This is a genomic window from Anaerobacillus sp. ABA4_114, assembly GCF_056159065.1.
The window spans coordinates 2,232,527-2,255,300 of sequence record NZ_JBSWUM010000001.1; the positions used below are offsets into that span (position 1 = coordinate 2,232,527).

Annotated in this window: 21 protein-coding genes; 2 read left to right on the forward strand and 19 right to left on the reverse strand. The window is 42.2% G+C overall.

The annotated features are described in order from the left end of the window. Positions 1–8: 8 nt before the first annotated feature. Both yfmH and yfmF read right to left on the reverse strand, forming a co-directional pair. Positions 9–1,292, reverse strand: a complete 1,284-nt coding sequence (gene yfmH, locus ACXAEY_RS11305) for an EF-P 5-aminopentanol modification-associated protein YfmH (RefSeq protein ID WP_270181896.1) — start codon at positions 1,290–1,292, stop codon at positions 9–11. A gap of 2 nt (positions 1,293–1,294) precedes the next feature. Then, positions 1,295–2,572, reverse strand: a complete 1,278-nt coding sequence (gene yfmF, locus ACXAEY_RS11310) for an EF-P 5-aminopentanol modification-associated protein YfmF (RefSeq protein WP_270181895.1) — start codon at positions 2,570–2,572, stop codon at positions 1,295–1,297. A gap of 271 nt (positions 2,573–2,843) precedes the next feature. Between yfmF and ACXAEY_RS11315 the strand changes: the two genes are divergently transcribed. Beyond that, complete coding sequence (locus tag ACXAEY_RS11315) at positions 2,844–2,990, forward strand: hypothetical protein (RefSeq protein WP_474812072.1); 147 nt, start codon at positions 2,844–2,846, stop codon at positions 2,988–2,990. Positions 2,991–3,082: 92 nt separating this feature from the next. Continuing rightward, positions 3,083–3,205 (forward strand): hypothetical protein, encoded by a 123-nt coding sequence (locus ACXAEY_RS11320; protein ID WP_270181893.1) that lies wholly within the window; start codon positions 3,083–3,085, stop codon positions 3,203–3,205. A gap of 348 nt (positions 3,206–3,553) precedes the next feature. Here the strand turns inward: ACXAEY_RS11320 and ACXAEY_RS11325 are convergent, their stop codons facing one another. The 17 genes from ACXAEY_RS11325 to rpsO all read right to left on the reverse strand — a co-directional run bounded on the left by ACXAEY_RS11325 (position 3,554) and on the right by rpsO (position 22,701). Further along, positions 3,554–4,516: an ABC transporter permease gene (locus tag ACXAEY_RS11325; protein WP_270181892.1), complete on the reverse strand. Its 963-nt coding sequence runs from the start codon at positions 4,514–4,516 to the stop codon at positions 3,554–3,556. Next, the gene (locus tag ACXAEY_RS11330; protein WP_270182067.1) at positions 4,517–5,569 is read right to left on the reverse strand and encodes an ABC transporter permease; all 1,053 of its coding nucleotides are present in this window, start codon (positions 5,567–5,569) and stop codon (positions 4,517–4,519) included. A 2-nt stretch (positions 5,570–5,571) separates the two neighbouring features. Beyond that, on the reverse strand, positions 5,572–7,101 hold the full coding sequence (locus ACXAEY_RS11335; protein WP_270181891.1) for an ABC transporter ATP-binding protein: 1,530 nt from the start codon (positions 7,099–7,101) through the stop codon (positions 5,572–5,574). A 126-nt stretch (positions 7,102–7,227) separates the two neighbouring features. After that, the gene (locus ACXAEY_RS11340) at positions 7,228–8,325 is read right to left on the reverse strand and encodes a BMP family lipoprotein (protein WP_270181890.1); all 1,098 of its coding nucleotides are present in this window, start codon (positions 8,323–8,325) and stop codon (positions 7,228–7,230) included. 606 nt (positions 8,326–8,931) lie between these two features. After that, entirely contained in the window at positions 8,932–11,274 is a 2,343-nt protein-coding gene (locus tag ACXAEY_RS11345) for an FtsK/SpoIIIE family DNA translocase (RefSeq protein ID WP_270181889.1), read from the reverse strand. A 113-nt stretch (positions 11,275–11,387) separates the two neighbouring features. Further along, positions 11,388–11,612: a YlzJ-like family protein gene (locus ACXAEY_RS11350; RefSeq protein WP_270181888.1), complete on the reverse strand. Its 225-nt coding sequence runs from the start codon at positions 11,610–11,612 to the stop codon at positions 11,388–11,390. Next, the gene (locus ACXAEY_RS11355) at positions 11,609–12,361 is read right to left on the reverse strand and encodes a ClpP family protease (protein ID WP_270181887.1); all 753 of its coding nucleotides are present in this window, start codon (positions 12,359–12,361) and stop codon (positions 11,609–11,611) included. Before ACXAEY_RS11355 ends, ACXAEY_RS11350 begins: the two co-directional genes overlap by 4 nt. Before the next feature lie 100 nt (positions 12,362–12,461). Then, entirely contained in the window at positions 12,462–13,328 is an 867-nt protein-coding gene (gene dapA, locus ACXAEY_RS11360) for a 4-hydroxy-tetrahydrodipicolinate synthase (RefSeq protein ID WP_270181886.1), read from the reverse strand. Positions 13,329–13,353: 25 nt separating this feature from the next. Then, positions 13,354–14,610 (reverse strand): aspartate kinase, encoded by a 1,257-nt coding sequence (gene dapG, locus ACXAEY_RS11365; protein ID WP_270181885.1) that lies wholly within the window; start codon positions 14,608–14,610, stop codon positions 13,354–13,356. A 19-nt stretch (positions 14,611–14,629) separates the two neighbouring features. Continuing rightward, positions 14,630–15,676: an aspartate-semialdehyde dehydrogenase gene (gene asd, locus ACXAEY_RS11370; protein ID WP_270181884.1), complete on the reverse strand. Its 1,047-nt coding sequence runs from the start codon at positions 15,674–15,676 to the stop codon at positions 14,630–14,632. Positions 15,677–15,814: 138 nt separating this feature from the next. Beyond that, entirely contained in the window at positions 15,815–16,408 is a 594-nt protein-coding gene (locus ACXAEY_RS11375; protein WP_270181883.1) for a dipicolinate synthase subunit B, read from the reverse strand. Continuing rightward, positions 16,405–17,307, reverse strand: coding sequence for a dipicolinic acid synthetase subunit A (gene dpaA / locus ACXAEY_RS11380; protein WP_270181882.1), 903 nt, complete (start codon positions 17,305–17,307; stop codon positions 16,405–16,407). Before dpaA ends, ACXAEY_RS11375 begins: the two co-directional genes overlap by 4 nt. Positions 17,308–17,395: 88 nt before the next feature. Continuing rightward, positions 17,396–17,656, reverse strand: coding sequence for a YlmC/YmxH family sporulation protein (locus ACXAEY_RS11385; protein WP_270181881.1), 261 nt, complete (start codon positions 17,654–17,656; stop codon positions 17,396–17,398). A 126-nt stretch (positions 17,657–17,782) separates the two neighbouring features. Continuing rightward, a complete protein-coding gene (locus ACXAEY_RS11390; protein WP_270181880.1) occupies positions 17,783–19,024 on the reverse strand; it encodes a M16 family metallopeptidase in 1,242 nt (413 codons plus the stop codon). Between the two features lie 76 nt (positions 19,025–19,100). After that, positions 19,101–20,060, reverse strand: a complete 960-nt coding sequence (locus ACXAEY_RS11395; RefSeq protein ID WP_474812077.1) for a polysaccharide deacetylase family protein — start codon at positions 20,058–20,060, stop codon at positions 19,101–19,103. A gap of 108 nt (positions 20,061–20,168) precedes the next feature. Continuing rightward, a complete protein-coding gene (locus ACXAEY_RS11400) occupies positions 20,169–22,286 on the reverse strand; it encodes a polyribonucleotide nucleotidyltransferase (protein ID WP_474812079.1) in 2,118 nt (705 codons plus the stop codon). A gap of 145 nt (positions 22,287–22,431) precedes the next feature. Further along, positions 22,432–22,701, reverse strand: a complete 270-nt coding sequence (gene rpsO / locus ACXAEY_RS11405) for a 30S ribosomal protein S15 (protein WP_270181877.1) — start codon at positions 22,699–22,701, stop codon at positions 22,432–22,434. Between the last annotated feature and the right edge of the window lie 73 nt (positions 22,702–22,774).

Here is a 22,774-nt window from a genome sequence, read left to right on the forward strand (position 1 = left end):
TGCTTTTTTTACTTTGGAACTACTTGACATACCGTAAATGAATCTTCTCTGAAATGATTTTTAACGGCAGCTTCTACATCTTTTGCAGTCAATTCTTCAAGTACCGGAACAACTTCAAAAAGATCCATGTCGTTGAAGCGGTAACGTGTGAACTGATTTGCGATAAATTCTGGTGAGTTCAGAGCTCTTAAAAAGCTTCCGATCTTTTTCTTTCGTATACGCTCAAGCTGGCTCTCATCGATCGGATTTTTGGAAAAGTCTTGAACCATCTTATACAATCGATCCGCAAGTTCATCTGGAGAACTCGTGTTGCTTCCCATCACTGAGAAACCAAACTTTTCTTCTTCTGTAAAATCATAAGAAAAGCTTTGGTCGATCAGTCCTTCATTATACAATGCTTCATAATTCTCAGAGCTTTGACCAAACATCAAATCGAGGGCGAGATTGATCGAAAGCTCATGCTTTAGAAGTTCTCTCCCTTGACGACCAGGATTAGGTTCCTTAAATCCTACGAGGCACTTCGCCACTTGAACGGACATCGGCAGTACCTTCTTCTTCTCTGCCACGCTCTCTGGCTCATTATCAAAGAAACGCTCGATGGGTGGTTGATCTTTGTATGATTTTGAAGCTTGATTGCTTTCCACAAACGTCATGATCTCTTCAGGATCAACGTTTCCAACGACAAAGAGCAGCATGTTGGAAGGATGGTAGAACGTCTCGTAACACGTGTAAAGGGACTCTTTTGTAATCTTAGCGATCGAGTCAATCGTACCTGCAATATCGATTTTTACAGGATGCTTATGGAACATGTTTTCGATCACACCAAAGTACGCACGCCAATCGGAGTTATCGTTGTACATTTCGATCTCTTGCCCGATGATGCCTTTTTCCTTCTCTACACTTTTGTCGCTGAAATAAGGAGCCTGAACGAAATCGACAAGCGTTTCAAGATTTTGCATAACATTTTGTGTTGTTGAGAAAAGGTAAGCTGTTCTCGTAAACGACGTAAACGCATTTGAGGATGCACCTTGTTTACTGAAATCTTGAAAAACATCACGATCTTCTTTTTCAAATAGTTTATGCTCAAGAAAATGAGCGATCCCATCTGGAACTTTTACATCTTCAGAACCATTTAATGGAACGAAATGGTTATCGACGGAACCGTATTTCGTCGTAAATGTGGCATATGTTTTGTTAAACCCTTTCTTCGGGAGTACATACACATCAAGGCCGTTATCCATCGTTTGATGGTAAAGCGTTTCCTGAAGCTGATTAAATGGAATAGTTCTCATCCTTATGCCTCCTCCCCTTTTAAGAAATAAACGGTGTCGAGCTTCACTTGAGCTGCTACCTTTTTAATATCTTCTTCAGTGACCGCATCGATTCCGTCCAGCCAATCTTCTAGCGATCGAAGCTTCTGAGAAACAACACCATGATAAAGGAGTTCTACCATTCCTTTTGCGTCGTCTACCGTTTCAAGGAGCTGATTTCGAATCATTGTTTTCGTTTGCTTCATCTCACCATCGTTAAAATCGCCATTCTGCATCGCAGTTAACTGTTCTTTGATGATGTCGACTGTTTTATTATAGTTCTTAAACTCGATACCAGACATGACGATAATCAAACCTTTATGACTTTCATATCTTGATGCCGCATAGTAAGCAAGACTCTCTTTTTCCCGAACGTTTCTAAAGAGTTTTGAATGTGAAAAGCCTCCGAACATTCCGTTAAACACCTGAAGCGCATAATAAGCATCATCGGCGTAGCTAATTCCAGAACGAAAGCCCATATGAAGCTTACCTTGTTTAATCTCCTGCTCTTCTTTCACTTCTTTTTCTTCCACTTCTAACGACGCTTTTTCAGTAATGTCCGTAGAAGCTTGCGTTCTTTCTTTAAAAGGAAATAGATCCGTTACTAAATCCTTGATCGAAATTTCGTCTAAATCTCCTACGATATAGAGGTCGACTTCGTCTTCGTTACAAACTTTTTCGTAATACTCGAATAAGTTGTTCGCATCGATGCCATCGATTTGGTCTTTTACTCCATACACATGCAGGCCAAAAGCCTCATTCGGGAACATTTCCTCCGTTAGTCTCATATTGGAATATCTCATCTTATCATCGTAAATCGATTGAATACGCTGCTTAAGTGTGCGTTTTTCTTTATCAACGATTGAAGAATCAAAAGCCCCATCGACTTTCTTAGGGTTCATCACCACTTCTGCAAACAAACCAAGCGCTTTCTCTAGAAGTGGTTTATCCTCTGATAGGAACTTCTCATTGGCAAAATCCATTCTAAACGTCATGATATGAAAGTCGCCTTTCTTCGCTAAATCCACACCTAACGTCGCACCATAAAGCTTTTCAAGCTCCGTACGAAGAGCCTTCGATGATGGATAATTTTCTGTTCCACTTTGAAGCACATATGGCAGAAGCGCACGCTTCGTCACAGTATCTTCGGTTAACCGAGACTTAAACTGCATGACCACAGTGGTCGTCTTATACTTCTCAGTCTGAATCTTATGTAGCGTTAAACCGCCGCATGAGCTCTTCTCATGAGGGATAATTGCCATACAACTCACTCCTTTTCATCTCTCCATCGTTTTCCAACACAGGAAACCAATTCTTATTCCCTTTATACCATAGTATGTGTCAATGTGTAAGTAATTAACACTTGAAAAGCGAAGGTGGGCGTTTAGAAACGGAGATATTGGAGCTCTTGAACTGGAACACGCTTTTTGTGTTCAAGTGAAAGAGCGAAATATCGCAGTTTCTGCCCACCACAGCTGGACACTAAAAGCGGAAGTGACCGTTTAGGTCCGACAAGCGCTGGAGCATTTCAATATGAACACGGTTTTTGTGTTCGGATTGAAATGTGAAGCGATCGAGGACCTGGTCACTGCAGCTGGACACTTGAAAAGCGAAGACGAGCGTTTAGAAACGGAGATATTGGAGCTCTTGAACTGGAACACGTTTTTTGTGTTCAAGTGAAAGAGCGAAATATCGCAGTTTCTGCGAGTCGCAGCTAGACATTAAAAGCGGAAGTGACCGTTTAGGTCCGACAAGCGCTGGAGCATTTCAATATGAACACGGTTTTTGTGTTCGGATTGAAATGTGAAGCGATCGAGGACCTGGTCACTGCAGCTGGACACACGAAAAGCGAAGACGAGCGTTTAGAAACGGAGATATTGGAACTCTTGAAATAGAACACGCCTTTTGTGTTCTGTTGAAAGAGTGAAATATCGTAGTTTCTGCGAGTCGCAACTGGACATTAAAAGCGGAAGTAGCCGTTTAGGGCCGAAAAGCGCTGGAGGTATTAGGAAAGAACACGCTTTGTGTGTTCATTGTTCAGATCAACCCCAGTCAACTTCACAACTACTCAACACGTTATTGTCCAAATTCTTCTTTTATTATCTAAAATCTATTTTTATTGTCCAAAATCGCGTTTTATTAGCCAAAATCATTTTTTATTGTCTAAACTAATATTTCTAATCAGTTTACTAGCTGCCAAACAAAAAGAACCCTCTTCAAATGTAGAGGGTTCTTACTTTCACCTAACGTTTTCCTTTTTCATAAGGTTGACCGATTGCTTTTGGTGCATCTGCTCGTCCAACGAGCCCTGCTAGTGCGAGGATTGTTAAGACATACGGTGAAATGAGGAGGTAAACTTCAGGAATTTCTTTTAGCCCAGGAATTTGTTGTCCTGTAATACTCAGTGACTGAGCTAGTCCGAAGAATAAAGCTGCTCCCATTGCACCAAGGGGATGCCACTTACCGAATATCATCGCTGCAAGTGCCATGAATCCTTGGCCAGAAATCGTTGCGTGACTGAAATTACCTGCGATGGATGTTGCATAAACAGCTCCACCTAGCCCCGCAAACCCACCACTTAGCATTACGGCAACATAGCGCATTTTTGTTACGTTGATTCCCATCGTGTCTGCAGCCATCGGATGTTCCCCAACCGAACGCAAGCGCAAACCGAACGGCGTCTTATAGATCACCCACCAAACGAGAACTGCAAGAGCAATCGCGATGTAAGAAGTATAGTAAGCATTTGAGAAAAATAGTGGTCCGATAAAAGGAATGTCACTTAAGAATGGTACATTCGTTTTATAGATACGTTCTTGAATAATTGGCGTCTGACCTGCATCAAAGATCTTCTTCACTAAAAAGATCGCAAGTCCTGCTGCTAGAAAGTTTAGTGCTACACCACTTACGACTTGGTCCGCTCGTAACGAAATACTTGCAACTGCATGGATTAGTGAGAACAGCGCTCCGATAATGATTGCGACGATTAGTGAGAACCAAGGTGAAGCTGCACCCATTCCCCACTGTTCCCCTAAGTATGTGAATAATGCTCCTGTAAATGCCCCCATTAGCATTAAGCCTTCCAAACCGATGTTAACAACACCTGACCGTTCACTGAATACACCACCTAATGCGGTGAAGATCAGGGGAGCGGCTGAAAAGATAGCTGCAGGGATGACGATTTGTAGAATCTGCATCATATCCATTTAAATTTTCCCCCTTTTGTTCACCCTATTGCTGATCCAGTGAATGAGATAGCTTGATGCAACAAAGAAAATAATCATGGCTATAACAATTTCAACGAGCTGAGTTGGCACTTGTGCCACAGACTGCATGTTCAAAGCACCGATTTTCAATCCTCCGAACAAAGCAGCAGCTAACACTACACCTAGTGCACTATTGGCACCGAGCAATGAAACTGCGATCCCATCGAAACCTACTCCAGTAAAGGCTGGCATGATTGTCATATAACCATATGTTCCAAGTCCCTCCATCGCACCTGCAGCTCCTGCAAATGCACCTGAAACGACCATGGAAAGGATGATGTTACGACGCACGTTAATGCCGGCATATTCTGATGCATACTTATTGAATCCTACAGCTCTAAGCTCGTAGCCTGTAGAGGTTTTCCATAGTAAGAACCACATGATGATCGCACCAATAATCGCGACGATAATGCCATAATGTAGTCGTGAGAAGTCCGTGACACTTTCAAGAAATGCTGATTGAAGTGACGCAGATTGATGAATTTCTTCTGTTCTTTCCCCAGGTGCTAGAAGATAAGTACGAATGATGGCATTGACTACGTGAAGCGCAACATAGTTCATCATAATCGTTGTGATTACTTCATGAACGTGATATTTTGCTTTTAATAAACCAGGCACAAATGCCCAGATTGCACCAGCCACTCCAGCTGCCAAAATCGCTAGCGGAATGTGAACGAATGGACTTAACCCTTCAAATTGAAGGCCAACGTACACAGATGCTAACCATCCTACTAAAAGCTGCCCTTCAACACCGATGTTGAAAAGTCCGGTACGAAAAGCAAACGCAACTGCAATACCTGAAAGGATAAGGGGCGTCATTTGACGAATCGTTTCCCCAAGAACATACGTATTTGAAAAGATTCCGTTAAAAAGGGCAGCATATGCTACGAACGGGTTGTAACCGCTCACTAGCATAATGATTCCGCCGACGAATAAACCAAGCATTACCGATAGAAGCGGGACTGTTATTGCTGACCATTTCCCATTTAGTATTTTCAAGATGTCTCACCAGCCTTTTTCCGCTTTCCACCGGCCATAAGTAACCCAAGTTCTTGTTCGGTCGTTTCTTCCGGCTTTACAATCGCAACGATTTTTCCTTCGTAGATGACGGCGATACGGTCACTTACGTTCATGATTTCATCAAGTTCGAATGAGATGAGAAGTACTGCTTTTCCTTTGTCTCGTTCCTCTATTAACTTAGAGTGAATAAATTCAATCGCGCCCACGTCTAGTCCACGAGTCGGCTGTGCTGCAATTAGGAGATTTGGACTACGATCAATCTCCCTTGCGATAATCGCTTTTTGTTGATTACCCCCTGACAACGCTCTCGCTGGTGTTGATTCACTAGGAGTACGAACATCAAACTCACTGATCAACGACTTCGCTTTATTTACAATCGTAGAAAAGTTAAGGATTCCATTTTTCGAAAAAGGTCTTTTATAGTAGGTCTGAAGGACCATGTTTTCGCCAATTGAAAAATCCAATACAAGGCCATGCTTATGTCTATCTTGAGGGATATGACCAAGACCACTTTCAGTTACACGACGTGGTTTCCAGTTCGTGATGTCTTTTCCCTTTAGCATTACGTTGCCGGATTTTGTTTTTCTGAGGCCTGTGATCGCCTCGATCAGTTCTGATTGTCCATTTCCATCTACCCCAGCGATACCGACGATTTCTCCAGCTTTAATCGAAATGTTTAGTCCGTTCACAGCTGGCACGTTCCTGGCATCTTCTACGACGAGGTTTTGTACTTCTAAAACGCTTTCTTTTGGTTGTGAAGGTTGTTTTTCAACTGAGAAATTTACTTCTCTACCTACCATCATCGAAGCTAAATCGTCCGGATTCGTTTCAGAAACGTCGACCGTTCCAATTCCTACACCACGTCTTATTACAGTACATCGATCGCATACTTCCATAATTTCTTTTAACTTATGAGTAATCAAGATGATCGATTTTCCTTCTGAAATCAATTTCTTCATGATCTCGATCAATTCTTTGATTTCCTGTGGTGTTAGAACTGCAGTGGGCTCATCAAAAATCAGGATATCCGCACCGCGATAAAGTGTTTTGAGGATTTCAACTCGCTGCTGCATACCAACTGATATGTCTTCTATTTTTGCTGTAGGATCGACTGCAAGACCATATTGTTTTGAAATAGCTTCTACTTCTTTTTCAGCTTCTTTCAAGTTAACCTGCCCTTGCTTTGTTGGTTCGTTTCCTAGAATAATATTTTCAGTAACCGTAAACTTTTCTACAAGCATAAAGTGTTGGTGTACCATTCCGATCCCAAGCTCATTTGCTATGTTCGGATCTGTGATCTGAACTTTATTTCCCCGAACATAGATATCACCTTTTTCGGGCTGATAAAGTCCAAATAACACGTTCATCAAAGTTGATTTTCCAGCACCGTTTTCACCAAGAAGAGCGTGTATTTCGCCTTTTTGTAGCTGAAGGGTGATATTATCATTCGCAACAATTCCAGGGAACTCCTTACGAATGTTTCTCATTTCAATAACATACTCCATACAGATTTCACTCCCTTATGCGCTAACATAAAACAAAGGCTAGCCTATGAAAGTACTAGCCTTCGACATGCTATTTTCAAGATGAGACTTTCTCCAGGACCGACGAAGCCCCTGCTTCGATACTCCTTATAGAGAGCTTTCGAACGCTTCGTATTCTTCGTCAGTTTTAGGAACTTCTAATTCGCCATTCTGGATCTTCTCTTTATACTCTTCTACTTTTTTCAGTGCTTCTTCAGAAACGTTTTCTTGTGTTTCAGCGATACCTACACCGTCTTCTTCAAGACCAAACTCTGTTACTTTTCCACCTGGGAAGTTATCTTCCATCGTTTGTTTTGACACTTCCATAACTGCAGTATCAACACGTTTAACCATAGAAGTAAGCGTTACGTTCTCAGGCATACCTTCTTCATGCTGGTCACGGTCTACACCGATAACCCAAACTTCTTCTCCGTTTTTCGCACGGTTCTTCGCTTCAGTGAACACGCCGTTTCCTGTTCCACCTGCAGCATGGTAAATGATATCTGCACCTTTATCGTAAAGTGTTCCAGCAATTGCTTGTCCCTTCTCAGCTGCGTTAAAGTCACCAGCATACTGTTCGAAGATCTCAGCGTCAGGATTTACAGATTTAACACCTGCTTTAAATCCGCTCTCAAATTTCTTGATAAGCTCGGAATCTACTCCACCGATAAAGCCTACTTTATTTGTTTTTGTTTGCATTCCAGCGATAACTCCAACTAGGAATGAACCTTGGTGTTCTTTAAATGTAATACTTGCTACGTTCTCTAGAGGCTCGCCACTCTCGTTAACTGCTACACTATCTACTAAAGCAAGCTGAGCTTCAGGCTTTTGCTGAGCAATCGCTTGAATATCTTGCTGCATTAAAAATCCAATTCCGAAGATCAAGTCATAGTTATCACGCACAAGACCTGATAGGTTTGGTTGATAATCACTTGCTGCAGTGGATTGTACGTACTTGTACCCTTTATCTTCTTCTAGTCCATTCTCTCCACCAAACTCTTGTAGTCCTTCCCAAGCTGATTGGTTAAAGGACTTATCATCTACACCGCCAGTATCTGTAACCATAGCAACTTTGAAGTTATTTTTGTCTCCTTCTCCGCTACCGCCGCCAGCGTTCTCACCACTCGTGTCGTTCGAACCACATGCTGATAACAGCGTACCTGCAGCTAAAACAGCTGACATCATAAAACCATACTTCTTTCTCATCTTCCTAATCCCCCCAATGGTAATTAACTTAAGCCTAGCAATCTAGGAACAAGTTTGTATCCGTTTTCATAGTGATCAAAATATTTTTGGATAAAATATCCTTCTATGAAAACGATTTGAAAAATAAGTCATTTTTCGACATAACTATACCATTATTAATAAGATAAATAAATAGTTTTTTGAAAAAAAGCTCGATTACTAATATTTAAAATCGGAGGTGAATTCTCTTCCTTCGCCGACTATTTCACAAAAAAAGAAGCATAGTCCTAATGGACTGTGCTTCTCAATGTCAAGAAACCTAAGTTATTATTCTGAGCTCCCAATGCCGTAGTCGATGACGATCGCATGCTTTCCGCGGACGAACGTCCAAGCCCGAGGTTAAACTCACACCCCGGTCTCGGCCGCCCGTTCAACCGCAGAAGTCCGCGATCGTCTCTCCTACTTGATAAGAATTAATCCAAAACAAACATTCCGTCCCAATGGTTTAGGAGAAGGATATTGCGATTCTGACCATCCAATTATCCATCAATTTTAATTTGGGAAAGAAATGATCGACTACTCTCATTTCAACACCGCGCATTTCTCACCCTGTAAGAAGTATAGTCCTTAACTTGACTGTGCTTCTTCTTCTTTACTTACAAGAACTTCTCTTGGTTTACTGCCTTCATAAGGTCCAACGACTCCTCTTGCTTCCATCGCATCGATCAACCTCGCTGCTCTTGTATATCCGATTCTAAATCGACGTTGCAGCATCGATACAGATGCTGTTTGCATCTCTGTGATGAGCTGAACGGCATCATCGTACAAGTCATCTTCCACTTCAGGTTGGTCTTGTTCAGGCTTATCCGTTGGAATCATTTCTTCTTGATACTGAGCTTTTTGCTGCGCAATGACAAAATCGACAAGCTCCTCAACTTCTTCATCTGATAAGAATGCACCTTGAACTCGTTTAGGTTTGTTCGCGCCTACTGGTAGGAAAAGCATATCCCCTTTTCCGAGTAGCTTTTCGGCGCCACCCATATCTAGGATCGTTCTAGAATCTGTTTGGGATGACACGCTAAACGCAATACGAGATGGGATGTTTGCTTTGATTACGCCAGTGATCACATCAACAGATGGTCGTTGTGTAGCGATGATCAAGTGGATACCAGCAGCACGGGCCATTTGTGCGAGCCTTGTAATCGCATCTTCCACATCACTCGAAGCAACCATCATCAAATCAGCTAACTCATCCACGATAACGACGATATAAGGCAACGTTGGTTGCTTTGATTCAGCAGTTTCGTTATGGCGCTTGATATAATTGTTGTACCCTTCGATGTTTCTCGTTCCACTATGTGAAAAGAGCTCATAGCGCCGCTCCATTTCACTCACTACTTTTTTCAACGCTTGTGAAGCTTTCTTAGGATCAGTAACAACAGGAGCGAGCAAGTGCGGAATCCCATTGTAAACATTTAGTTCGACCATTTTTGGGTCGATCATCATCATCTTCACTTCATGAGGTTTCGCCTTTAGCATGATGCTTGCAATGATTCCGTTAATACAAACACTTTTTCCACTCCCTGTCGCACCTGCGACGAGAAGGTGCGGCATACGGGAAAGGTCTGAGATGACCGCTTCGCCAGAAATATCTCTTCCAAACCCAATCGCAACTTTGGAATCGTGAGACTGATACTCTTTTGACTCTAACACTTCACGGAGCGTTACCATCGCCACTTCTGAGTTTGGTACTTCAATTCCAATTGCAGACTTCCCTGGAATAGGAGCCTCTATACGTAGATCTCTTGCAGCTAAAGCTAATGCAAGATCGTCAGTAAGGTTTACAATTTTACTAACCTTTACACCAGTGTCTGGGTACACTTCATACTTCGTAACAGCTGGTCCAAGGTGTACTTTCATTACCTTCGCTTTTACACCGAAGCTTTCAAACGTCTTCTCTAGTTTTCTAGCGTTTGCTGAGATTTGTTGACGCTCATTCTCTTGCGTGATTTTCTTCGGCGGTTGAAGTAGTGAAAGGGATGGTAATTTATAATCTTTGTTCTCAAGTTCTCCAACTGTGAGTGTTTGAAGAGGCTTATCTTCTTGAGGTTCTTTCGGTTCTGTTTTTACTTGTTCAGGCTTTGATTCGGTAGCCTCTTGTTGTGGCTCTTGATTTGCATATGCACTTTCAGTAAATGTACGTATCTCAGGCTCAAAATCCCCTTCTTCATCAGATGAGAGATCGTACGTTTTTTGTTCTTCAGGTATTGCTTCTTCTTCTTTCTTAAGTGCTTGCTGACGTTCTTTCTTATCTTTTCGAGACTTTTTACTATCTGCCATCAGTGTTTTTGCTTCATCATACGTATTAAGGACAAAGGCTTTCACCCATTCGATCGCTTTTCCAAATACGTCGCTGAAAGACTTTCCTGTAATTAGAACGAAAGAAAGTAGGATGAGCAGAAATGCGATCACTTGTGTACCTGCAGCATCGAAAAGCCTATAACAGAATGCGAATAGCAGAGCACCGATCATGCCTCCACCAAGTGGACCTGGGTTAGCTGGGTCTGTTACGCCCATTTGGAAGAGTTCGTATGTATTGAGAATCACAGATGCATTTTCCCACTCTCCATTTCGGGACAATGTTTCAAATAGACCCACATGGCTTAACAATAATAATGATACGCTCAATAAATAAAATCCCGAGAGTCTTCTTGTCCAAAAGCTCGGCATTTTTCTCTTAACGATTAAGTAACAAGCGAATAGAACTAATCCAGCTACGATTAAGCCGTACCATTCCCCTGCGAAAAATCGGAACATATGATAGAACGCTCGACCAACGATCCCCATCTTCAATACACCTAGAATCGTGAATGCAAGAATAGTCAGACCGATAAATTCCATTTTTACTTGTGATTGCCAGGCCTGTTTTTTCTTTGTTGTCGTCTTTTTTCTTTTTCGTCTTTTTGCCATATTCTCACCTCATTACAAGCCGTAGCTGGTGCGAAAAAGCAGCCGTTTCCGGCTGCTTTTTTTCTCACCAATCTATTCCTAGTATACCACATGTTACCGTGGTGCTATAGGCTCTATTTTTGAGGCGGCGTTAACGTCAACATCTGCCCAGGCTGTGTCGATTCATTTAAAAAATCTTGAGGATCTGTACTCAGTACTTGAACGACTCGACATTCACTGTGTGAAGTACGTTCAACAACGAGCTGTACGCCGTTCCAGTCGATCACCTGTTGCTGCTCATAAGCACTTTGTTCAGTTGGAAATACGGCTTCATTCGGTAAAATCGTATAAAGGATCACTGTACAACTTCTCCTTCCTGTGTTCCTTTATAATCCTCAATCAATCCGTTCAGCTTTTTCATCGCCTGTCCTACTGCTCCAACTTCATCGATCAATCCATAATTCACCGCATCTTGACCTACTACATTTGTGCCAATATCCCTCGTCAGATTACCCCTAGAAAACATAAGCTCTTTGAATTTATCTTCTGAAATGTTGGAGTGTCTTGTGACAAAACTCACGACACGCTCTTGCATTTTATCTAAGTATTCAAACGTTTGAGGTACACCGATCACGAGACCTGTTAATCGGACTGGGTGAATGGTCATCGTTGCCGTTTCAGCAATAAACGAATAGTTTGCAGCGACTGCAATTGGAACGCCGATCGAATGCCCTCCTCCTAAAACGATCGATACACATGGTTTAGATAAAGAAGCGATCATTTCTGATATTGCAAGACCTGCTTCTACATCTCCACCTACCGTATTCAATAAGATTAAGACACCTTCAATTTTAGGATTTTGCTCGATCGCTACGATTTGTGGAATAAGGTGTTCGTATTTCGTTGTTTTGTTTTGGGGTGGGAGCTGAACATGTCCCTCAATCTGGCCCACGATCGTTAAACAATGGATGTTTGAATGTTCCATGCTTGGGACATTCGTTTGTCCTAATTGCTGGATTTTATCGACAAGCGTAGATTTCGACTGATCATCTTTCTTCGGATCAGGCTGAGTTGATGGATTCGGTGTTTCATTCTGTTCGAAGTTCATACTGGGTTCTCCTTCCTCACTCTGGTATTAGTAGTATGAACGTCGACTTGTTTTTCAATTCAAAAAGAAAAGCAGACGCGTGGGCGTCTGCTTTCAAACTTTATTTGTTTAATACTGCTGCTAGTGAAGAACGTTCTTCTGCTGTTAGAGGCAGCATCGGTAGACGAACGCTTCCTACATCTAAACCTTTTAGCTGTAGTGCAGTTTTAACTGGAGAAGGGCTTGGAGCTTTGAACAGTTCATTCATAGTTGGAAGGATCTTTCTATGAATTGCGGCTGCTTCCTTTACTTCTCCTGCATGGTACGCTTTAATCATTTCTTGCATCTCATTACCTAATATGTGGGATGCGACAGAAACAACACCATCACCGCCTACTGATACGATCGGAAGTGTAAGACCGTCGTCACCACTATATACAGAAAATGAATCATCTGTACGGCTAATGATATCTGTGATTTGGTCGAGATCACCGCTAGCCTCTTTCACTGAAACGATGTTCTCAATTTTTGATAGCTCTACAATCGTATCAGCCGTCATGTTGACCACTGATCTTCCTGGGATATTGTAGATCATAACTGGAAGCTTCGTTGACTCTGCTACAGCTTTAAAATGCTCATATAGGCCTCTTTGACCTGGTTTGCTGTAGTAAGGAGAAACGATCATAACAGCATCGACACCCGTATCTTCAGCCTTTTTCGTAAGTTCGATGGTGGCATGTGTATTGTTGCTTCCTGTTCCTGCGATAATTGGAATTCTTCCGTTAGAAGCTTTCACTGAATGCTTGAACAACGCGACCTTTTCTTCTGAAGAAAGCGTTGGTGATTCTCCAGTAGTACCTGCTATCACGAGACCGTCTGAGCCGTTCTTAATCAGGTAATTGATCAACTGCTCTGTTTTGGTGAAATCCACGTATCCTTTACGATCGAATGGCGTCACCATTGCTGTAAGTACTTTTCCAAAATTCATTTTCTACCCACTCCTTGCTTCTGGGTTACCGCTGATCCATCATCTGTTCTACTTCTTCTGTACCTGGCTCTAAGTGTAGATAAAACGTTTCATGCAGTGCGTTCACAGCTGCAGAAAGGTCGTTTTGTTTTACTAGAACCCATATGGTGGTATGTGAATCTGCAGATTGTAGAATGTCGATGTTCTGCCCCGCTAACGCCTCGACGATTTTTGAGGTAACCCCTGGGACTCCGCTCATTCCTGCTCCTACTGCAGATACTTTAGCACAGTTTTCGATGACGACAGGATCGTAACCCATATCGTTTAACGTTTTCACTGCTTTTTCCGTCATTTCTTCCATGACAGTGTAGACGACTCCTGTTGGACTTATGTTGATGAAATCAACACTGATCCCTTCAATCGCCATTGCTTTAAACACTTTCGACTGTAAATCGTATTGCCCTTCTTTGGCAAATACTTTTATTTGTGAAACTCCATTCACATGGGCGATTCCTGTAATGAGCCGATCAACAACTTGTTCTCCTGCAGGATTACCCTTCATAGAAGTTACAAGCGTTCCTGTGGAAGACGAGTAAGTTGAACGAATCCTCATCGGAACCTTGGATTGCATCGCAATTTCAACTGCTCGAGGATGGATGACCTTTGCCCCTTGATATGCCATGTTGCACACTTCGTTGTATGTGACGATCGAAAGAGGACGTGCCTTCTCTACTAGGCGAGGGTCAGCTGTCATGATTCCTTCTACGTCTGTAAAGATATCTACCCATTCAGCTGAAAGAGCCGCTCCTAAAGCTGCAGCTGACGTATCGCTTCCTCCTCTACCAAGGGTCGTCACATCTCCTTTTTCTGTTATTCCTTGGAAGCCTGTAACGACAACAACGTCCATCGTATTTAACTCTTCAGATAAACGCTCTGTTCGCATCTCTAGAATCCGGGCTTTACTATGTTCACCCGTCGTGATGAATCCAGCCTGCCCTCCTGTATAAGCAGTAGCTTTCAGTCCTTCTTCAAGAAGCATGTTAGAGAACACGACAGATGAAATACTTTCACCGCACGATACGAGTAGATCATATTCTCTTGACGTTACTTTTCGATTACGATCACCTATCAGTCCAAGCAGCGTGTCCGTCGCATACGGGTCGCCGAATCGGCCCATAGCTGATACAACGACGACGACTTTGTATCCATCTTTAACTGCATCTTTTATATGATTTACTGCTCGATTTCTTCCGTCTTCACTTTTTAATGAAGTGCCACCAAACTTCTGGACGATGACTTTCATTTCGCACACCTTCTTCAGTCTATTTCAATATATTTAGGGCTGCAAGACTTTCAGCGATTTGCACCGAGTTCCACGCTGCCCCCTTCAGTAGATTATCAGAGACAATCCACATATGAAAGCCATTTTTTCGGTCAAGATCTTGTCTTATGCGTCCAACGAACACATCTGGTTTACCAACCGCATCGACAGGCATCGGATATACTTGATTCGTTGGATCATCTTGAAGCGTAACACCAGGCGCATTGCTCAATAGCTCTCTGATCTGCTCTACTGAAACATCATCGCTCTCAATCTCGACGTATACGGATTCAGCGTGACCTGTTTCAATCGGTAGGCGTACACATGTCGCTGCTACTTCAAGCTCAGCATCATGCATAATCTTCTTCGTCTCGTTTATCATTTTCATTTCTTCGAAAGTAAATCCATTTTCTTCAAACATATCTATTTGAGGAATTGCGTTAAACGCAATTGGATAATGTTTCTTATCACCTTTTACTGGTAGGTACTCAGGAGTATGATCCTGACCTTCTAATACGGCTTTCGACTGTTCTTTCATTTCCGTAACCGCATTCGCTCCTGCACCGCTTACAGCTTGGTATGTGGATACGATAATCTTGTTTAGGCCGTATGCTTGCTTCAAGGGCTCGAGTGCTGCGACCATCTGGATCGTCGAGCAATTAGGGTTGGCAATGATTCCTTTATGATCGTTTAAATCTCTTTCATTAACTTCTGGTACGACGAGAGGTACATCTTCGTTCATTCTGAATGCACTCGTGTTATCAACAACAATCGCACCATGCCTCACTGCAGCAGGTGCTAATTGTTTTGAAATTCCGCCTCCTGCACTAAATAAAGCCAGATCGACGCCAATGAATGATTCAGGTTTTGCTTCTTGAACTGTCACTTCTTGGCCCTTAAATGACACTTTCGTTCCAGCTGAACGTGATGATGAAAGGAGCGTTAAGGTCGAGATCGGAAAATCTCGTTCTTCTAGTGTTTTAATCATTTGTTGTCCGACTGCACCTGTTGCTCCAACTACTGCTACGTGAAATTGTTTAACGCTCATGTTAATAATTCTCCTTCCATATTCCAATCATTCAATACCCAGCACAACAGAAGGAGAAACCTACGTTTCTCCTCAAGATCTGGTGATTTTATTCTCTATTCTATCATAAACCTGTTTTAAAGAAAGAAAAACTGTTCTTTAATCTAAATAACGTTCGACTAAGACAGGCTGATACTGTTTTCCATTCATGGCATTCTCAATCGTCTCAGTCAGTGAGGTCATTCTTGCGACAAGGGAATTTGGTTTCTTAACAGGATCATCTTGACCAAAAGGAATGAAATAAATATTTTTAGTCGACATCAATCTAAGGATGTTTGTTCCATTCAAGCCGAGTCCATCATTGGTTGAAATTCCAAGAACAACTGGCTTCTCATTCCTTAACGTTGCTTTTGCTCCCATCAATACAGGAGAGTCTGTCATAGCATTCGCAAATTTACTGATGGAATTGCCCGTAATCGGAGCAATTACCATACAATCTAACGGAGTCCTAGGACCGAATGGCTCAGCTTTCACAATCGAATCCACCGCTTCATTACCTGTAATTTCTACAATTTTAGAAACCCAGTCTTCTCCATCTCCAAAACGTGTATTTGTCGATGTGACGGTATGAGAAACAAAGGGCGTTACCTTCGCCCCTAACTGCACGAGTTCTTCTATCTGTGGAACAACAGCGTCGTACGTACAATGAGATCCTGTCAAACCAAATCCAATGTGTTTTCCTTTCAAACTCATGGATTCTTTTCCTCCCCTTCTTTAAGCTGTTCAATAAGCAGCTGCGTCAAAACTCCGGCTATGATTTTCCCAGCTGTTTTTGGAGCGACAATTCCCGGTAGTCCTGGAGCTAATAGCGCTTTGATCCCCCGTTTTTCTGCGAATCGAAAGTCTGTTCCGCCTGGTTTGGATGCTAGATCGATAATCAGAGTATGAGACGGCATTTTGGAAATGACCTCTGACGTAACGATTTGAGCTGGAACGGTATTGATGCACACATCGATGTTCGCAACTTCAGTAGCGAGCGATGATAAATGAAACGGTTTTAACCCCATTTCCGTTATTCTCGCAAGGTGTTCGGGTTTTCTTGCTCCAACGCTTACGTTTGCACCGAGAGCATCGAATGATCGCGCTACTGACATCCCGACCCTTCCAAGTCCAAGTACAGCGATGTTCGATTGGTGGATCGTAATATCAGTATGCTGAATGACCATCATGATCGTTCCTTCTACAGTAGGAATCGAATTGTATATTGCAATATCATCTCGTTCGAATAATTTTACGAGTTTTCTTGACGCTTTCATAGCCATCCCCTCGAGGTGGCTATTACTAATACCACTATAAACAACGCAGTGTGAAGGAGTTTTACTGAAGTGCTCTGCAGTCAATACGACTTTTTCATTAGAAAAAATACTATCGACTTCACCTTCCATATTGGTTCCGGCAACTGGAAGGACAATGGCATCGAGCTTCGTAAGGTCTACTTCATCGACCGAGCATTTTGTTGCTCCTGTGAATCCATGATCTAACTGGTCAAAGCCGATCAAAAATAAATCAGCGTTCATCTCTGTTAACTTTCGAATGATTTCAAGCTGGCGGGCATCACCGCCGATTACTGCGATATGTTGATTCGTTAGCATCGTTCCTCCCCTTTCTTTTTCCACGTCTACCTACGGGGATTTATTGTAATTTCTCAACATTCTATGTGGTTGATGCCCGCTTGGTGAATTATCGATCTTGCTCAATTTTACCTTCATTTTTATTTTGAACAATGATCATATCTCGACCGATCGTTTGAATATTTTCCCAAGGTATCGATATCGCGTTTTCCGTCCGTTTTAGTCCTCCCCATGATGTTTTTGGGATGATCAGCGCCTTCAAAGATCCGTTTGTTTCATCGAATAGTAAATCTGTTTGCCCGAGTACGCCAAGCCTTTTCCCCTTTTCAACGTCCACAAGCTCTTTTCCACTCAACTGACTAAGTCTCATTCGAAGCCCTCCCTGAGCGATATCCTTACCATAGTCTATGTTTGAGGCGAATGTAGAAGACGTGATAAACGAGTCGATTTCAGATGACAGAAAAAAAGCTGCCGAGTTAAACTCGACAGCTTCTAATCACTTCTCCATGCCTTTTGGAAACAATCCGTTCGGACTGATTAAAGAAGAAGAGAAATCGTCTGTAAACGTTGCCTGAACCATGTTGTTCACTTTTTCATGGTCAACGTTTTCAATGTTTTTAATGATATCATCAAGCGTGCGATGTTGATTTAGCAGAAGTTCATTCTTACCGTTACGACTCATTCTACTATTTGTACTTTCTAAGCTGAGCATCAAGTTACCTTTTAACTGTTCTTTACAGTTCTGAAGCTCTTTCGTCGTGATGCCTTCTTGTTTGAACTGAGAAAGCGTGTTCTGAATCGTTTCGTAAAGACGATCTAGCTGATTTTGAGCTGTACCTGCATAAATCGTTAGCAACCCGCTATCTTGGTATGCAGAGTGATAGGAGAACACAGAGTAAGCTAGACCCTGTTCTTCACGTACTTCTTGGAAAAGTCGACTACTCATGCTACCGCCTAACACATTGTTCATGACGATCAAGCTATAAATGTCGTCTGTTCCGAACGGAAGCCCTTTATACCCTAGACAAAGATGTGCCTGCTCTGTTTCTTTCTTTCTAGCGATATGACCAGGTTCAAACGTCGGTGCTTGAACTTCTGGTTTTCCTGCAGGTGTCTCCCAGTTCTCGAACGCTCTCTCCACTTTTTCCATGAACGATTTGTCCACATTACCAGCGATCGAGATCACGATGTTGTCAGGTGTGTAATGAGTTTGCATATACTCTCGAAGCGTGTCGCCTGAGAATCCTTTTAACGTTTCTTCTGTTCCTAGAATAGGCATCGCAAGTTCGTGGTCCCCATAACTCGCCTGACTAAGAATATCGTGTACGATGTCATCAGGAGTGTCTTCATACATCTTAATTTCCTCATAAACAACGTTTTTCTCTTTCGCGAGCTCAGATGCTTCAAACTGTGAATTGAAAAACATATCGCTTAGCACATCTAACGCATATTCAGAATGATCATCGAGAACCTTCGCATAATAGCACGTGTATTCTTTTGAAGTGAACGCGTTCACCTGTCCACCGATGCTATCGAATGATTCAGCAATTTCCTTTGCGTTGCGCTTGTCAGTGCCTTTAAAAAACATATGCTCAAGAAAGTGAGAAACTCCATTAAGTTCTTTAGGTTCAAAACGAGATCCAGTACCGATCCAGATTCCTATAGCTACTGATCGAACGGTCGGAATATTTTCTAATACTACTCTTACTCCATTTTTACAAGTTACTTTGTTAATCAAGCTTGTTCCTCCTGTAATGTAACCTAGTCATTCTGTTCCAAAAACACTATATCATTAAAACAGATTGGAAACAATTTTATGGAATCTTCGAAACTCGTTTTGAATCCAAAACTTGAGATACCGTACCTAAGTGATAGCCTCGATCTTTAATTCCCCTAACCATTGCTTCCAAGCTTTTTTCTGTTGGCTCTGTAGGGTGCATTAGAACTAAAGCACCTGCATGAACCTTTTGAAGAACTCTCTGTGTAATCACATGAGGTGATGGTTTTTTCCAGTCTACCGTGTCAACACTCCAGAGTACCGTTTGCATACCGAGCTTATGTGCGATTTCTACGCTATTGTAAGCGTAGCTTCCACTAGGTGGTGCGAACACGACAGGCTTTTGATCGATTGCTGCTTCGATCACTTTATTCGTATCTTCGAGCTCCTTTTGAATAGCAGCATCATTCATTTGCTTCAAATCTGGATGTGAATAAGCGTGATTCCCTATTTCATGCCCTTCTTCATGAATCATTTGAACAAGATCCGAATTTTTCTTAGCCCAGGAACCATCAAGAAAAAATGTAGCATGCACATTATGTTTCTTTAGATGCTTCAACATGTCTGGTAAAAATTCTTCTCCCCATGCGACGTTGATCATCAAGGCCACCATCGGTTTGTTTGGGTTCCCTTTATAGACAGGTGCTGGTTTCAGGTCTTCTAGCTGGATTTCAGGCTCGATTTCTTTTTTAACTAACATCGCTTCGTCAAACTTCTTCCCTTGCATTTTTTCAAGAGATGCTTTTACTTCTACCTCTACTCCATTGTACCCAGGAATGCCTTTCCATACCCGATCGACGACGGCATTTACCGGCTTTATATCGTATTTTTCTTTCGCTTCTAAAATCTCATTATGTAGTGAGTTACTGCCACTCACCATGATTGCTTCCTCTTTTAGAGAAGTTAAGTACATCGTTGTGTAGGGGTTTTGAATGGTTTCTGCTGTCATTGCCAGAATGATCACAAATACAACAATGTGTATCCAGGTTTTCTTCATCAACATGACCCCCTTTTGTACAAAGGTTATGTGAAAAAGGCAAGCCCTAGAACTAGTGTGAAAAGAAACTAAATTGAAATAAAAAAAGAATTCGGCTGAGCCGAATTCTTAGCTTTGTTGACTTTGTTCTTCTCTTTCACGTGCTTCTTTCAATAATGCTTTGCGAGAAAGGTTAACGCGTCCCTGCTTGTCAATCTCTTTTACTTTAACCATTACTTCATCGCCGATCGATACAACGTCTTCAACCTTGTTCGTACGCTCTTCAGCGAGTTCAGAAATATGAACGAGACCTTCTTTTCCTTGGAAGAGTTCAACAAATGCGCCGAACTTCTCAACACGCTTAACTTTACCAAGGTAAGTTGCGCCTACTTCTACTTCTCTTACAAGATCTTCGATGATCTTCTTCGCTTTTGCGTTCATTTCTTGATCAGTTGATGAGATGAAGATCGAACCATCTTGTTCGATATCGATCTTAACGTTAGTCTCTTCGATAATCTTGTTAATGATCTTCCCGCTTGGTCCGATCACGTCACGAATCTTATCTGGTTTGATGGACATCGTTAAGATCTTCGGAGCATATGCAGATAGCTCAGTACGTGGCTCGCTGATCGCACTCATCATGTTCTCAAGGATATCTAAACGCCCTTTTCTAGCTTGTTCAAGTGCTTGACGAAGGATATCTTCGTTGATACCTGAAATCTTAATATCCATTTGAAGTGCCGTTACACCTTGCTTCGTTCCGGCAACTTTAAAGTCCATATCGCCTAGTGCGTCTTCCATGCCTTGAATATCAGTCAGAACGGTTACGTCTTCTCCGTCACTTACTAATCCCATTGCAATTCCAGCGACAGGTGCTTTGATCGGTACACCCGCATCCATCATAGCAAGTGTACTTGCGCAGATACTTGCTTGAGATGTAGATCCGTTTGATTCAAGAACTTCTGAAACAAGACGGATTGTGTATGGGAAGTCTTTTTCAGTTGGGATAGCAGGTTCAAGCGCACGCTCACCTAGCGCACCATGTCCAATTTCACGACGACCAGGTCCTCTCATAGGTCCAGTTTCACCAACACTGAACTTAGGGAAGTTATAATGATGCATGAAACGTTTGGATTCTTCTGTTCCTAGACCATCTAAGATTTGAACATCACCGAGAGCTCCTAGCGTACAAATACTTAGTGCTTGCGTTTGTCCTCTAGTGAACAATCCAGATCCGTGTGTTCTTGGAAGAATGCCAACTTCTGAGTTTAGTGGACGAATTTCATCCACACCACGTCCATCAGGTCTCACTTTATCCTTAAGAATCAAGCGACGAACTTCCTGTTTTACGAAGCTATTCATGATCGAACTTACTTCACCTTCAGGAACTTCTTCATTGTCTTCATAAGCTTCGACAGCACGATTCATTACTTCATCGATCGCTTCTTGACGTGCATGCTTTTCAACTACTTTTACTGCCTCTTTAACGTCAGCTAGAAACTTTTCGCTAAGTTCAGCTTCAAGCGTTTCATCAGCTTTTTTCAGAACGACTTCACGCTTTTCTTTTCCGCAAGCTTCAATGATTTCTTCTTGGAACGTAATCAGGTGTTTGATTTCCTGATGTCCGAATAAGATCGCTTCAAGCATCGTTTCTTCAGGAACTTCATCTGCACCTGCTTCTACCATGTTGATCGCTTCTTTTGTTCCTGCAACCGTTAAGTTGATATCACTTTCTTCAAGCTGCTCAACGCCAGGGTTTACGACAAACTCTCCGTTGATGCGTCCGATTACAACTCCAGCGATTGGTCCATCGAATGGTAGATCACTGATACCTAAAGAAAGAGATGAGCCGAACATCGCTGCCATTTCAGAAGAGCAGTCTTGATCAACGCTCATTACAGTACTTACGACCTGTACCTCATTACGGAAACCATCTGGGAACAATGGACGAATTGGGCGGTCGATCAATCTGCTTGCTAAGATTGCCTTTTCACTAGGACGGCCTTCACGTTTAATGAAACCTCCTGGAATCTTACCGACTGCATATAGTCTTTCTTCATAGTTAACTGTAAGTGGGAAGAATGGAAGGTCCTTTGGTTCCTTCGAACCTGTTACTGTTGATAGTACAGCTGTATCGCCATAACGAATCATGGCTGCACCGCTCGCCTGTTTAGCCAATTGACCGATTTCTACAGTCAGCTGGCGGCCAGCCCACTCGATCGAAAACACTTGCTTATCTTGTGCCATTACTGTGAGAACTCCTCTCATCCTATAAAATCATTTCTTTTAGTATACATTATACCCTAACCTTTTATCTTCTAAAAAGAAAGGACGAAATCTATGTATTTTAAACCTAATAAAAAAGCGGGAAAGAATCCCGCTTTTTAACTCATTATCTACGTAGACCAAGTTCTTTGATTAGTTCACGGTAACGAGTAACGTCCTTGTTACGAAGGTACGTTAGTAGGTTACGACGTTTACCAACCATCTTTAGAAGACCGCGACGAGAGTGGTGGTCTTTCTTGTGGAAACGAAGATGACCGTTCAAATTGTTAATTTCCTCAGTTAGGACAGCGATTTGAACTTCTGGAGAACCAGTATCATTCTCGTGAGTTTTGAACTTAGTGATAAGCTCTTGCTTACGCTCTTGTGTGATTGCCATCCTTTTCACCTCCTTCAATTCTTAATCCCCTGTTACCGCGCAAACGTCGGAGAGTCGATTGCCCAGTAAAGGT